The organism is Mesorhizobium sp. WSM4844 (assembly GCF_055811775.1).
The window spans coordinates 330,989-344,099 of the sequence record NZ_JBVVQB010000001.1 but is presented as its reverse complement, the minus strand read 5'-3'; the positions used below and the strand labels follow the sequence as shown (position 1 = coordinate 344,099).

Genomic DNA, 13,111 nt, shown 5'->3' with positions numbered 1-13,111 from the left:
GACTCACCCTCTGTTTGTGTTCAGGAATTTGAGGCGCCCGGCAAGCCAGCGCAGGATCATCACCGTGATCATCAGGATGCCCCAGACTGCCGTCGCAAGATGCTGGCTTGCGCCCATCAGATTGAGTCCCGAGGACAGAAGCTGGAGCACGACGAGCGCAACGAAGACCGGGATCACCCGACCGAAGCCACCGAACGGATTGACCCCGCCAAGGAAGCAGGCAAGCACGGTGATCAGCAGGTAAGACTCGCCGTGGCCGACACGCACCGAATTGAAGCGCGCCAGCATGATGATGCCGGCGACCGCGCACATCGCGCCGGACAATGTATAGACGAGAACCTGCACCTTGCGCGTATTGATACCGGAATAGCGTGTGGCCTCAATATTGGAGCCTATCATGTAGGTGTTGAAGCCTAGCTTCATGCGCGTCAGCAAGACGTGCCAGATCAGCACGCAAGCGATGAAGATGAGCAACGGCACCGGGATGCCAAAAATCGAACCGTAGCCGATCGGCGCCAGGAAGCCGGGAATGCCGGACACGTCGCCGCCGCGCGTCAGGAATTCGCCGAGACCGCGCAGGAAGATCATCATCGACAGCGAGACCAGGATCGGGTGAGCCTTGGTGTAGGCGATGACGAGCCCCATGATCAGCCCGCTCAGTGCGCCGACCGCGATGGCAAGGACCGAGCCAAGGAGGAAGGCGCCGATGCCCGCGTCGACGCCTCCCTGGCTCTGCAGTACCCAAGCCAGCGTCAGGCCGGCCATGTTGGCCGTGAAGGTGATGGCCAGGTTCAGGCCGCAGGTCAGGATCGGCAGCAGCATGGCGAGTGTGAGGAGACCGAGTTCCGGCAGTTGGAAGGCGACGGATCCAAAGGTAGCGCGGGAAAGAAAGTTCGGCGCGGCAAAACCGAACACGATCATGACAGCTACGAACGCGGCAAACGGACCTGCAAGTTCAGGGCCGAGCGCATTGCGGACGCGTTCAATCAAAACCGTCATGAAGGCACCCGTCGGCTTTTCAGGAACGGCAGCAGGCGTTCGATGCTGGTATTCGAAAGCGTGATTGCGGCAAGAATGATGGCGCCGACGATCATCTTGAACGCGAAAGGCGACACGCCCATCAAATTAAGTCCGTTCTGGGTAATCGAGACCAACAGAACGCCCAGAATGCAGCCGAGCACGCTGCCCTTGCCGCCGCCGAGCCGCGCACCGCCAAGGACCACCGCTGCCAGGACGTCGAGTTCGCGCCCATAAAGGGCATTCGGCACAACCTCCTGCGCGTAGTGTGCTTGGACGAGACCGGCGATACCCGCCATCAGGCCAAGCCAGCCGAAGGCGATAAATTGCATGGCACCGATATTGATGCCGAAGCGGCGCGCGCCCTCCGGGTTGTCGCCAAATGCGTAGAGTTGGCGGCCAGTGGTGGTGCGCGTGATCAACGCCCAGGTAGCGAACACGCATATGGCCATAATGAGCACAGGCAGGGTGATCTCCGCCCAGGTCCCGTCAGCCATCTCTCGCTCGAACAGCACGACGCGGGTGGTGAGCCAGTCCGGCAGGTTGTAGATCGACACGCCGCCTGTGAAAAACATCAGCAAGCCGAAGAAAATGTTGAAAGTCGAAATCGTGGCGACGATCGAGATGATCCTGAACCCGTGGATCAGGAAGGCGTTGATGCAGCCCAACGCGACGCCCAATGCGCCAGCGATGATGAAGCCGACAATCCAATTCCCGCCGCCGATCCAGCCGAGGACGGTCGCGGTCAGATATTGCACAACGGAGGCAGCAACCGCGAAGGAAATGTCAATGCCGCCGGCGATCAGCACGACCAGCAGGCCGACGGCGAAGATGATGTTGACCGAGCTGGTGTTCAGAAGGTCAAACGCGTTGCCGAGGGTGAAGAACCGGTCTGTCGCGAACGAAAGGAAGACGCAGATGACTGCGATAACGGCGAGCAAAGCCAGTTCCGTTGCGTGGGAGCGGACAAACCTACGCATAGACCGCCTCCTCCATCGCCTGGAGGGTCGTAGCGCCCGGCGTAAATTCGCCGACAATGCGCCCCTGAGCCATGTGCAGCACACGGTCCGCGTTGAAATAGACTTCAGGCACCTCGTCCGAGATCAGGATAATGGCCAGGCCGCTGTCCGCCAGCTTGGAAACGATGTCGAAAATGCCGGCGCGCGCGCCGACATCGACGCCGACGGTCGGTGCGTCGAGGATAAGCAGCTTCGGGTCGGTCGCCAGCCATTTTGCAATGGCGACACGTTGCTGATTTCCCCCTGACAGGGTCGAGATCGCGTCGTCCTGCTTTCCGATCCTGACGCCGAGGTCCCTTATCCAGCGATTGACCAGAGATCGCTTGCGATCGCTCGAAATGAAACCGCCTGAAAGGATCTTGTCCAGCGAGGCGATGACGATGTTGTCGGCGATTGCCTGGGGCTGAATGAGACCGAGCGACAGCCGGTCTTCCGAAAGATAGGCGACGCCGGCGGCGATCGCGTCACGGTTGGAACCGAAGCGAACGGGTTTGCCATCCAAGGCGACAGAGCCCGATTTCGGCTTGCGCATGCCAAACAATGTCAGCGCCAATTCGGTGCGCCCTGCCCCGAGCAACCCGGTGATGCCGAGCGTCTCGCCACGCCGGACTGTCAAGGACACGTCGTCGAATTCGCCGGGCCGCGACAGTCCCTTGACCTCAAGCATGACCGGGCTCCTGCTCAAATCCCGATGCAGGACGGAATAGTCGAAGGTCTTGCCCGTCATCAACTCGGTGATGCGCGACTGGGTCAGGCCTTTGGTTGGATAGACGCCAACCAGGGCGCCGTCGCGCAGCACGGTGACGCGGCTGGAGATTTCAAGAACCTCCGCCAGGCGATGACTGACGAACACAACGGCGACACCCGACGCCGACAGATTGCGCACAACGTCCAGCAGATAGTCGGTTTCGGATTGGGTGAGCGACGCCGTCGGCTCGTCCATGAAGACGAGCTTTGCCTCACCGACGAGGGCGCGGGCGATTGCTACGATCTGCCGCTGTGCGATGGGAAAGTGGTGGAGTGCCAGATCGACATCGAAGGTAACACCAAGACGTTGCAAGGCGTTGATCGCGACCCGACGCATCTCGGCATAGTTCACCAGCCGCGGCCAGCGGCCGATGACGGTCTGGAACGCGATATTCTCGGCGACAGTCATCTCGGGAAACAGGGCGAGATCCTGCCAGATGACCTGAATTCCGCTGGCCTGCGCCGTAACCGGCGACATATGGGGGTAGCTCTGGCCATCATAATCGATTTCGGCGCCCGCCTCGGGCTTGTACACGCCTGTAATGACCTTGATCAGCGTGCTCTTGCCGGAGCCGTTCTCGCCGGCAAGACAATGCACCTCGCCCGGCAACACCTCAAAGCTGACATTCTTCAGCGCCTTCACGCCGCCGAACGTCATGTTGACGTTGCGGAGCGACAGCAGCGGCCGTGGTGCGGCGCCATCGAGTGCCTGATCAGCCATCGAGTCGAAACCTGGATCCAATCGCGTTTGCAATCCTGCAGCCGGGCCGGTTCGAGGCCGGGCCCGACTGCCATTAGCCCTGGGAGGCTTTACAGGCCCATCGCCGCGAGATCGTCGACAGTATCCTTGTTGATGGGGACGAGTTGATCGACGATGATGTTACGGTTTTCGAAGTCGGGCTTAACTGTCCCAAGCCCTTCGATCGTATCGCCATCCTTGATCTCTTTGCCCTTCATGAGATGGTCGGCCAGCGTGACGAAAACCTCGCCCGCCTGCTTCGGATTCCACATGAAGCCGCCGGAGATCGCGTCGCTTTTGATGAGCTTCCGGCCCTGGCCCGGCGAGAATGGTCCGAGCACGAAAATTTCGCCCACCTTCCGGCGCTCTTCGATTGCGCGGCCAGCGCCGATCGGGCCTTGGCTGCCGAAGGCGAGAAAGCCCTTCAGGCCAGGATTTGCGGAAATCAGGTCAAGCGCAGTGCTGCGGCTCTTGTCTACATCCTCGGCTACGCCATAACGTTCGCCGACGAGTTTCATGTCGGGATTATTCTTCTTCAGATACTCGATTGCCGCATCGGCCCAGGCATTGTGCAGCGGCACCGTCAACGAGCCGACGAACACTGCATACTCACCCTTGCCGCCCATCTTCTCCGCCAGGAGCTTGGCGTGAGCCTCGCCGAAGCCGGTGGCGGACGCGAGTTCGAAATCCCAGTCGGCGCCCTTCTGGCCAGGCGATTCATGTGTGATGACGACGATGCCGGCGTCCTTGGCCTTCTGCAGGACCGGTTCAAGCACTTTCGCATCATTCGGCACGACGCCGATGACCTTGACGCCCTGCGCGATCAGATCCTCGATGGCGCGAACTTGCAGTGCTGGATCAGCGCTGGTCGGGCCGACCATGAATGCGTCGATCCCGAGCTTCTCGCCGCGCTCCTTGATACCCGCCTCCATTGCGTTGAACCACGGAATGCCGCCGATCTTGACGACGACGCCGACCTTGCCGGCCTGCTGTGCCATCGCTGCGAATGATCCGCCAATTATAAGGGTCGCGGAAAGCGCCGCGATCAAGAGCTTTTTCATCTGTACTCCTCCCATAACGTTCCTAGTGGGAACACACTCGAGCCGTCGAACGACGGCGGCCGTTAGAAACCTCCCCGAAAGAGACGGGGCACTTCCCCATCGATCATCCACCGGTTTTCGCTTGCACAATCGATGGTGCAGAAACTATTGTGCATCGAGAAGCTCTCGTCAAGCGGGATATTGCTCTAAATAGACGCGCCGGAGGCGCCAGATGGATCAGCGGGTCAAGAAGAAGGCGACGATCTATGACCTGTCCGTGCTGTCGGGCAGTTCGCCGTCGACCGTGAGTGCCGTCCTGAACGGCACTTGGCGCAAGCGCCGCATCAAGGAAAGTACGGCGCAAACAATTCTCGGCCTCGCCGAACTCCACCAATACACCACCAATCTGCAAGCGCGAGGCCTGCGACGCTCGCGATCAGGCCTGGTCGGCCTGATGCTGCCCGTCCACGACAATCGCTACTTCTCCTCCATGGCGCAGACGTTTGAGGGGCATGTGCGCAGCCGCGGCCAATGCCCGGTCGTGGTTAGCGCCAGCCGCGACCCCGAAGAGGAACGGCGGACCGCGGAGACGCTGATCTCCTATTCAATCGACCAGCTCTTCATCGTCGGCGCCACCGATCCCGATGGCGTGCACGAGGTCTGCGAACTGGCGGGGCTGAGGCATATCAACATCGACCTGCCGGGAGCGAAGGCGCATTCGGTGATCAGCGACAATTATCAGGGCGCGCGGATGCTGACGGAAGCAATCATCCGCCGCTTCGGCAACGACGATCCTCTGCGGCCGGACGAGCTGTTTCTGTTTGGCGGCCGCAACGACCACGCCAGCCGCGAACGCATCGCCGCTTTCCATGCGACCAAGAAGGCGCTGCTGGGCGCCGACCCTGACGACGGTGTGCAGTCCTCCGGGTATTCGCCTGATATAACTTTGCGTGCCTTCGAGGCGTTTTACCAATGCCGTGGCAAGCTGCCGCGCGCGCTGTTCATCAATTCGTCGATCAATATGGAAGGTCTGCTGCGTTTCATGGCCGGCCGGCCGGCGGAAATGTTCAGCGAACTCGTCGTCGGTTGCTACGACTATGACCCCTTCGGCTCTTTCCTGCCCTTCCCCGTAATCATGGTGCGGCAGAATGTTGAGGCGATGATCACGAAGGCATTCGAGCTGATCGATGAACCGCCGACGGCACCGCAGACCTTCCTGATCGCGCCAGAGTTGATCCAGCCCAGGTCTGCATTGAAAGGGCCGCTGGACACGCTGAAGGATATAGCCTGAGGGTGACCCGGCGCTATAGGGCGACACGGCCTTGAGATTTTCAGTGGTTCATCGTGCCGACCCTCACGGGAGTGTCGCCGTCCTCAGCGCGAGCCAATTGGGTGGGTGCGTAGGCGCCTGTAAAAAGGTCTACAGCAGCGAGCGTCAGAAGCGATAACGGATTCCAAGAGCGTTCGCATTGGAACCCTCTGTCATATCTCCAAACGTGCCATCGGCGCCGGATCTATGGTGGAGTTGGTAGACGAGTTCGACGTTGGGGGCTTGCCTCACTCTGAACGAAAGCTCCGCGCCGACGAAGCCGAGGAATGACGCATCGCCATCGTGGCGGATTTCGCGTTCGCGCTCGATCTCGGTAGGGCCGGTAACGGCACTGAATCCAGCAGTCAGTGCGGGCGCAATCGCCAAATCACCAATGACGAGGCCGTGGTGGCGCAGTCGCGCTCCGGCCCAAAGTTCGCCAGTCGTATCGTCGTCTTCGCCAAATCTTATGGCCGCGCCGGCGACGCCACCAAGAACGAAGCCAGCGCCGATATCGACGAAATCGCGACCGTATGCAGCTCCGACTATATAGTTGTCGGTGTAGTCGGCACCGAAAACATTGATCGCGTCGCCGAAGGCTCCGCGCGTAAAGACGCCACCAAAGACAAAGACATCGTTCTTGGTCGGCAAACCGTCTGCGAAAGGATCCTGGGTCGCAAAATAGATAAAGGGAGAATTGTCATCGGCGAGTCCAGAACTGACTGAAATGCCCAAGATCACCGCAGCCAGGGCCACTTGCAGTCCACGCATAGACAAGCTCCGAATCAATCCATTTCCATGGTTCGCAATTGCAGCGGGAAAAACAAGGCACGAATTGGTTTATCGCCAAAATACTGGATGCGGGTGGCTCGAACCATTCTTTAGGTTTTTCCGGGCGCGCGCAGGTGACCTTCGCCACGGGCCGCAACGGCGCAGTCTTCGGCCGCCGGCCTAACAGTAATGGCATCAGCCTATACCAATTCACGTCCGTCGCAGCGTTCGACTGACGCGATCATCTGCCGGAGTTCCATCATTGATGGATAGGATTCCTGTGCGCCTTTTTTCCGGACGGCAATCGCCGAAGCCGCGACGCCCCAGCAAGCGGCGGCGTAGGCGGACTTGCCGTCGAGCAAGGCGACGGCCATTGCCGCGATAAACGCGTCGCCTGCACCAGTCTTGTCGATCACTTCGATCGTCGGGGCGAGAATTTGCATTGCGTCGTGATCCAGTGCGAGAAAGCAGCCGCCGTCTTCGAGCTTGACGCATGCTATCTCCACCCCGAGCGCATTCAGTTGGAGCGCCGCTCGGGCCGCATCGTCATTGGTGGCGATCGGCAGGCCAAGCAGATCCGAAGCCTCCTGCTGATTTGGCGTAATCGCGCAGAAGCGACAGAGTTGCGACCGATCGATTTGATCGGCGAATGTCGGGTCGACCAGGACCCTGAACCCACGTTCTTGCGCCGTCTCGAAAGCGGCATCCAGGACGGGCAAGGGAATTTCAAAGTCAGCAACGAGTATCGATCGATCAGGAGAATTCCTGATGGCTGCCACGACGTTGTCAACGGCCGCTTCACTCCAGGACATGTTGGCATTGGACGCGGACAGAATGGCTTTCGTGCCGTCCTTCGGAACCGCCACGATGGCAACGCCAGTCGGGACGTCGCTGTTAACGCCGACGGACCCGAGGTCGAGCTCAGCCGCCTTCAGCGGACCGACTGCGATCTCCGCGAAATGGTCGCCGCCGACGCGCCCGATAAGCCTCGTCGGAACGCCGAGGCGATGGGTGAAATACGCGACATTGGCGGCTTTGCCGCCGGCGCGTTGGGCGAAGCCGCTGGCCCTAACGGTGCCGCCATCGCCAAGCGACCCCTGAACGTCGAACTGCAGATCGGCATTGATGCTGCCCAGCGAGAGCACGATCGGGCGCGGCAACGAAACCTCCTCAACCCTTCGTGCGCAAGTGAGCGACTGACCAAGGAACTCGTGAACAGACGCAGGGTTCCGGGGTCGGGCCGGCGGAACAGGCTGGGCTTACTGCGATGGCCAAGGAACCCGCCGCCGACCAGATCGTTTGCGATCTGACCCAGACCAGTCGGAACGGAGGCAGACATGCTCGACATGCCGCATGCTCGCAACTGCGACGCGCCCACAGCCGGTCGGCCTGGGCCGAAGCATGCCAAGGCCGGAGCACCCGATACTTATCCGTTCGGGCTCTAGACCAGCGTTATGCTGCGCGACGTTGACTATGTCCTGCGGAAACTCGACTGGATGCGCGCCGAAGGCATCTGGCCCAACGGCCTGCGCTATCTCTGGACCGATGCTTTTGGGGTCGTGCTCTATGTCTCGCTTTACAAGGAACTCGGCGAGGAACGTTGGCTGGGTGAGGCTGAACGGCTTGTGGCGGACGTCGAGCGTGTGCTCGGTCGTCCGCGCGGGTTGAGAATCGGCGAAGCGACAGATCGCGACGGACAGTATTTCCACTACCTGGCGATGTGGCTGTTCGCCTTGGCGCGGCTCGGCGATCTGAAACCGCGATACCGCGTGCGCGGCGTTGCGCTGGCGCGCGATATCCATCCGGCCTTCGTGATCCCCGGCCGCGGCGTGATCTGGAAAATGCAGGAGGATTTGAGCGGTCCTTATCCCGGCTACGGTCTCGGCAGCATGGACGCCTACGATGGTTACGTCTCCTACCGGATGCTCGATGAAGACGCACTGGCGCCCGAGATCGCGCAGATGCATGACCTGATCGAGCGCGACTGGCGCACCCTCGACATCGAACAGGATCTCGGCCTCGGCATGATGCTGTGGCTCGCCCACTTTTTTCCCGCCGAGCCATGGGCCAAAGCGCAGACGAAACGTTCGCTGCGGAATTTGGAAACGATGTGGGTCGACCCGCCGGGCTATTTCAGCCGCGCGCCGTGGCTGCCCGATACGAAATTCGCCTTCACCAATTACGGCGTGTCGCTGGGCCTGCAGGCCGCCGGCGTCTGGCCCGAGCGCATCGGGAGGTTGAACACTTTCTTCGAGAATTGGCGCTCCGGCGATGATTACGATCGCGAGGCGATCACTTGGGTGATGGCTTGCACCTCGCACCTTCCCGGTGCGTTTGTCGCTTCCGGAAACAACGACTGAAGATGGTAAATCCGGAACGTTTTCGCGCCGGCGCGGGTTGTCGATGGAGATGCATCGAAGCGCATGGGACGCCGGTGAAATGGCCATTCTTTCGGGAAAACCGGGAAGCTGTTGGGTGGCGGCAGCCACCGCTACGAACTATTCTCCGCTCGAGGGCTCGGTCCATGCCGATGCCGTTGTCGTGGGCGCCGGGATTGTCGGGCTCACGACGGCGCTTCGCCTTTGCGAAGCCGGTCGGTCGGTAATCGTCGTCGAAGGCCTGCGGACAGGCGGCCAGGTGACCGGCCGCTCGACGGCCAAGATCACGACGCAGCACGCGCTGATTTATCGCCATCTCATCGACACCTTTGGGCGGGACCTGGCGCAGACCTATGCCGAAGCAAATTCCGCCGGCGCCGTGCAGATCCGGGAATGGGTTCACGACTATGCCATCGCCTGCGATCTCGAGGCCAAGGACGCCTATACCTACAGCTGCGATGCAAACCGGCGTGCGGAGATCGTGGCCGAGGCGGAGGCCGCGCGCCAGGTTGGGCTGGACGCCGATGTTTTGGAGCGCGCGCCGCTGCCTTTCGAAACGGCCGCCGCTCTGCGTTTTTCCGACCAGGCGCAGTTCAATCCGGCGATGTATCTGGTTGGCCTGGCTCAAGCGGTGACGGCCCGTGGCGGACGGATTTTCGAAAACAGCCGCGCGATCTCTATCGGCGAGGCAAGCCGCTGGCGCGTCGTTACCGACAGCGGCACCGTTCACGCCGAGCATGTGGTCGTCGCCACCAACATGACAGTGAAGAGCCCCGTCGGCATGGCGAACCGCACCCAGCCGCGCTGCCATACTGCCATGGCGTTTCGGATCGATGACCGTCTTGCTGTCGACGGCATGTTCATCGGCATCGACGATCCGACGCATTCCATCCGCACCGGCCGCGACGCCGAAGACCCGCTGCTTGTCGCACTCGGCCCCAAGTTCGACACGGGCCAGGACGGCGATGTGGCGAAACGGTTTGTCGAGCTGGAACAATGGGCAAGAATGAGCCTTCCCGTTGGGGACGTTGCGTGGCGCTGGTGCAATGAGGACTATGATACCGCCGACAGGGTTCCGTATGCCGGCGAACCCGATCCGGACAAAGCCTCCGGTTTTCATATCGCCACGGGATTCAACGCCTGGGGCATCACCAACGGAACGGCCGCAGGCATGATGATCGCGGATCTGATCTGCGCGCGGCCGAGTCCATGGCAAAGGCTCTACGACCCGGCGCGGTCTTATCCCGAGGACTTTCACCAGAATGGCCGCAGCCAATCGATTGTCTCAAGCCTCGACGACATCGCGCCCGGCATGGGCGGTGTGATCGTCAGGGGTGACGAAAAGATCGCGGCGTGGCGAGATCCTGAAGGGGTGCTCCACCCGGTTTCGGCGACATGTACCCACAAGGGCTGCACCGTGACCTGGAACAATGCGGACAACACCTGGGATTGTCCCTGCCATGGCTCGATTTTTGCGGCCGACGGCTCGGTCATCCACGGCCCGGCTCGAAAGCCGCTTGATCCGGCTGCGCTGTAAACGGCGGCCACCGGCACGGGCCGGTGTTACCGTGCGTAGGTTCCGACCAAATCGGTCTGCTCCAGCGCATGCTTCTGGGCTTCCTTCCAGACGAGCTGCACGCCCGCCTGTCCCGGCACACTGAGGCTCGGCACGTCGAGCGCGGCCAGCCGGAAATGATAATGATGGACGCCATGTCCCACCGGTGGCTGCGGGCCGTCGTAATAGGCATTGCCGAAATCGTTGGTGCCTTGCCTGAGTGCTGAGGGGCCTGGCTTGCCGTCTTGCGCCTCGGCAAGCTCGCCGGCATCAGGCGGGATATTGAACACCGCCCAGTGCCCGAAAACCCCGCTCGGCGCGTCGGGATCCTGCACGACGAGAACAAGGCTCTTGGTACCGTCCGGAACACCGGACCATTTTAGCGGTGGTGAGACGTTCTGGCCGTCGCGGGTATGCCTTTCAGGGATTTTCCCGCCCGCCGGGAACGCAGGACTGATAAGGGTGAGTGGCATTTCCATCTCCCCAAGAAACGAGACCAACTGTATCTGGCGCTATTTCACGCCGCTTGCTGAGCTGCCGCGACGCGCCTGATTTCTGCCGGCAAGGATTCCCAAACCTTGATCATCTGCCCCTCTCCCACGTGGTGAGCGAGCACCTTGGATACGACCCTGAATGCATCCTTGGAATCGACCGGTCGGGTGAATTCCAACTCCGCCTTGATTTTGGCCAGGAACTCGTCGAGCGACCGCAACTTCTCGGGAGTCGTGGAGGGCTGATATTGGTCGTAATAGGCGCCGCGCACGAGGATCGGCAGCTGCGAGCCGAGGTGGGCGGCAAGATCCGGCTGCATGCGGTCTCGCAAGGCGTGGAGCACCGCTCCAAGCACATGCCATGCGACCTGCCGATCCGGTCCGATCTCGGTCATGATCTCGTCGAGCCAGATGTTTGTTGTCTGCAGCGTCTTGTCGAATACGTCGAGTCCGGTGGCGCTCATCGGAAGCCTCCTTTCAACAGGTTGAATGACTCTTGGACGAAACGGCCTTGGTCGGCTGTTGTTCCCGTCCCTAAAGGCCACCTCTCGCGAAAGCGTGTGATCTATTCGGCCAAGTTTACGCTCGCCAAGCTTAACGCGTTTCCATCGAGAGTTGGCCCGTCAAGATTTGGCCCGTCAAGATTTGGCCGTGGCCACGGCAACGAAAAGAGATTGCCCTTGCCTGCTGATGCGGAACAACATCGGCTTGTTCAGCTGGCGGGATTTCGCCCACTCCTCTTGGATGTCCGACGGCTGTGTCACATCCCGGTTGTTGGCCGAGACGATCACATCGCCAGGCTGAACGCCGTTTTCGGCGGCGAGGCTGTTTGGAGCCACTTCCTGGACGAACACGCCTGTAGTATCCGGCTGGAGTCCGAGCTGCTGGCGTGCCTCATCCGGGATTGGGCTGAGCGACAATCCAAGACGCGTGTCGGCCGTTTCCGACTTCGGAACGGCGCTGGTCTGTTGCTCCTCATCGTTGCGTTGTCCGATGGTCAGAGCTATTTCCTGTTGGCTGCCTCCGCGGTTCCGTGTCAGCGTCGTTTTTGTTCCCGGCTTTTGGCTCGCAGCCGCGAGCGTCAGATCATGGACGCTCTGGATGTCCTTGCCGTTAAAGCGTGTGATCACGTCTCCCGCCTGTATGCCTGCCTGCTCTGCCGGACTGCCGGGTTCGACCGAGGCGACCAGCGCTCCCTTGCTGCCGGGTATTCCAAGCGCCTCGGCAATCGACGGGGTGATCTCCTGGAGACGCACCCCGATGAAACCGCGCTCGATCCGGCCAGTGCGGATCAACTGGTCGACGACGTTCCGGGCGGTGCGGGATGGTACCGCAAAGCCAATCCCTATGCTGCCACCTGTGGGAGATACGATGGCCGTATTGACCCCGATCACTTCGCCGCGCGCATTGAACAGCGGGCCGCCGGAATTGCCGCGATTGATTGAGGCGTCGGTCTGGAGAAAATCGTCGTAAGGACCGGCATTGATGTCGCGCGAACGGGCCGAAAGCACGCCGACGGTAACGGTCCCGCCGAGCCCGAACGGACTGCCGATAGCGATCGTCCATGCGCCGGGTTGTACTGCATCGGAGTCACCCCAGGCGGTCGTTGTCATATTGGACCGCGGGTCGATCTTCAGCACCGCGAGGTCGGTTGCCGGATCGCGGCCGACGAGCTGCGCAGGCAACGTCTCCTTGTCGGAGAATACGACATGAATTTCGCTTGCATCGGCAACGACATGGTTGTTGGTGACGATGTACCCCTCGGGGCTGATCACAAAGCCGGAACCAAGGGCCTCTCGCACCTGCGGTTGCGCCGGTCCGAGGCCGGGACTGCCGAAAGGACTAAGAAAGTCGCCCAGCGTCGCCTGGTCCTGGATGATCTGTTTGGTCGTTATTGCGACCACGGCCGGAATTTTCTCGCGCACGATCGCCGTGAAGTCGTTTGGGATTTCCTGAGCTGCGAGCGGAGCAAAGCCGCCGGCCGAGAGCATCAGAGTTCCGGCGATCAGGCCGGCGCAAAGTCTTTTGTTCAATACCGGTAACAT

12 protein-coding genes are annotated in these 13,111 nt (G+C 61.1%); 3 read left to right on the top strand and 9 right to left on the bottom strand.

What is annotated here, in order from left to right:
- Window positions 1-3 precede the first annotated feature (3 nt).
- The 4 genes from AC0L2A_RS01585 to AC0L2A_RS01570 all read right to left on the bottom strand — a co-directional run bounded on the left by AC0L2A_RS01585 (window position 4) and on the right by AC0L2A_RS01570 (window position 4,583).
- Entirely contained in the window at window positions 4-999 is a 996-nt protein-coding gene (locus AC0L2A_RS01585) for an ABC transporter permease (protein WP_473607231.1), read from the bottom strand.
- Entirely contained in the window at window positions 996-1,997 is a 1,002-nt protein-coding gene (locus tag AC0L2A_RS01580; RefSeq protein ID WP_023799539.1) for an ABC transporter permease, read from the bottom strand. Before AC0L2A_RS01580 ends, AC0L2A_RS01585 begins: the two co-directional genes overlap by 4 nt.
- Complete coding sequence (locus AC0L2A_RS01575; RefSeq protein WP_473607230.1) at window positions 1,990-3,504, bottom strand: sugar ABC transporter ATP-binding protein; 1,515 nt, start codon at window positions 3,502-3,504, stop codon at window positions 1,990-1,992. The genes AC0L2A_RS01580 and AC0L2A_RS01575 overlap by 8 nt, the downstream gene beginning before the upstream one ends.
- Window positions 3,505-3,593: 89 nt before the next feature.
- Window positions 3,594-4,583, bottom strand: a complete 990-nt coding sequence (locus AC0L2A_RS01570; RefSeq protein WP_473607229.1) for a substrate-binding domain-containing protein — start codon at window positions 4,581-4,583, stop codon at window positions 3,594-3,596.
- A 211-nt stretch (window positions 4,584-4,794) separates the two neighbouring features.
- On the opposite strand from AC0L2A_RS01570, the gene AC0L2A_RS01565 reads away from it, so the two are divergent.
- Window positions 4,795-5,853, top strand: coding sequence for a LacI family DNA-binding transcriptional regulator (locus tag AC0L2A_RS01565; RefSeq protein ID WP_473607228.1), 1,059 nt, complete (start codon window positions 4,795-4,797; stop codon window positions 5,851-5,853).
- 144 nt (window positions 5,854-5,997) lie between these two features.
- On the opposite strand, the gene AC0L2A_RS01560 is transcribed toward AC0L2A_RS01565, so the two are convergent.
- Both AC0L2A_RS01560 and AC0L2A_RS01555 read right to left on the bottom strand, forming a co-directional pair.
- The gene (locus AC0L2A_RS01560) at window positions 5,998-6,642 is read right to left on the bottom strand and encodes a hypothetical protein (RefSeq protein WP_473607227.1); all 645 of its coding nucleotides are present in this window, start codon (window positions 6,640-6,642) and stop codon (window positions 5,998-6,000) included.
- A 200-nt stretch (window positions 6,643-6,842) separates the two neighbouring features.
- A complete protein-coding gene (locus AC0L2A_RS01555; RefSeq protein ID WP_473607226.1) occupies window positions 6,843-7,802 on the bottom strand; it encodes a PfkB family carbohydrate kinase in 960 nt (319 codons plus the stop codon).
- Window positions 7,803-8,096: 294 nt separating this feature from the next.
- Here AC0L2A_RS01555 and AC0L2A_RS01550 point away from each other — a divergent pair, with 294 nt between their 5' ends.
- Together AC0L2A_RS01550 and AC0L2A_RS01545 are read left to right on the top strand one after the other, a co-directional pair.
- Complete coding sequence (locus AC0L2A_RS01550) at window positions 8,097-9,002, top strand: hypothetical protein (RefSeq protein WP_473607225.1); 906 nt, start codon at window positions 8,097-8,099, stop codon at window positions 9,000-9,002.
- Window positions 9,003-9,081: 79 nt separating this feature from the next.
- Entirely contained in the window at window positions 9,082-10,557 is a 1,476-nt protein-coding gene (locus AC0L2A_RS01545) for an FAD-dependent oxidoreductase (protein ID WP_473607224.1), read from the top strand.
- A 26-nt stretch (window positions 10,558-10,583) separates the two neighbouring features.
- Here AC0L2A_RS01545 and AC0L2A_RS01540 read toward each other — a convergent pair whose 3' ends face one another.
- From AC0L2A_RS01540 to AC0L2A_RS01530, 3 genes are all read right to left on the bottom strand, one after another.
- A complete protein-coding gene (locus AC0L2A_RS01540) occupies window positions 10,584-11,048 on the bottom strand; it encodes a YbhB/YbcL family Raf kinase inhibitor-like protein (protein WP_473607223.1) in 465 nt (154 codons plus the stop codon).
- Window positions 11,049-11,092: 44 nt separating this feature from the next.
- Entirely contained in the window at window positions 11,093-11,530 is a 438-nt protein-coding gene (locus tag AC0L2A_RS01535; RefSeq protein ID WP_091590070.1) for a DUF2267 domain-containing protein, read from the bottom strand.
- Between the two features lie 174 nt (window positions 11,531-11,704).
- Window positions 11,705-13,057 carry a Do family serine endopeptidase gene (locus tag AC0L2A_RS01530; protein WP_473509615.1) on the bottom strand — a complete coding sequence of 451 codons (1,353 nt, stop codon included), beginning with the start codon at window positions 13,055-13,057 and terminating at the stop codon, window positions 11,705-11,707.
- Between the last annotated feature and the right edge of the window lie 54 nt (window positions 13,058-13,111).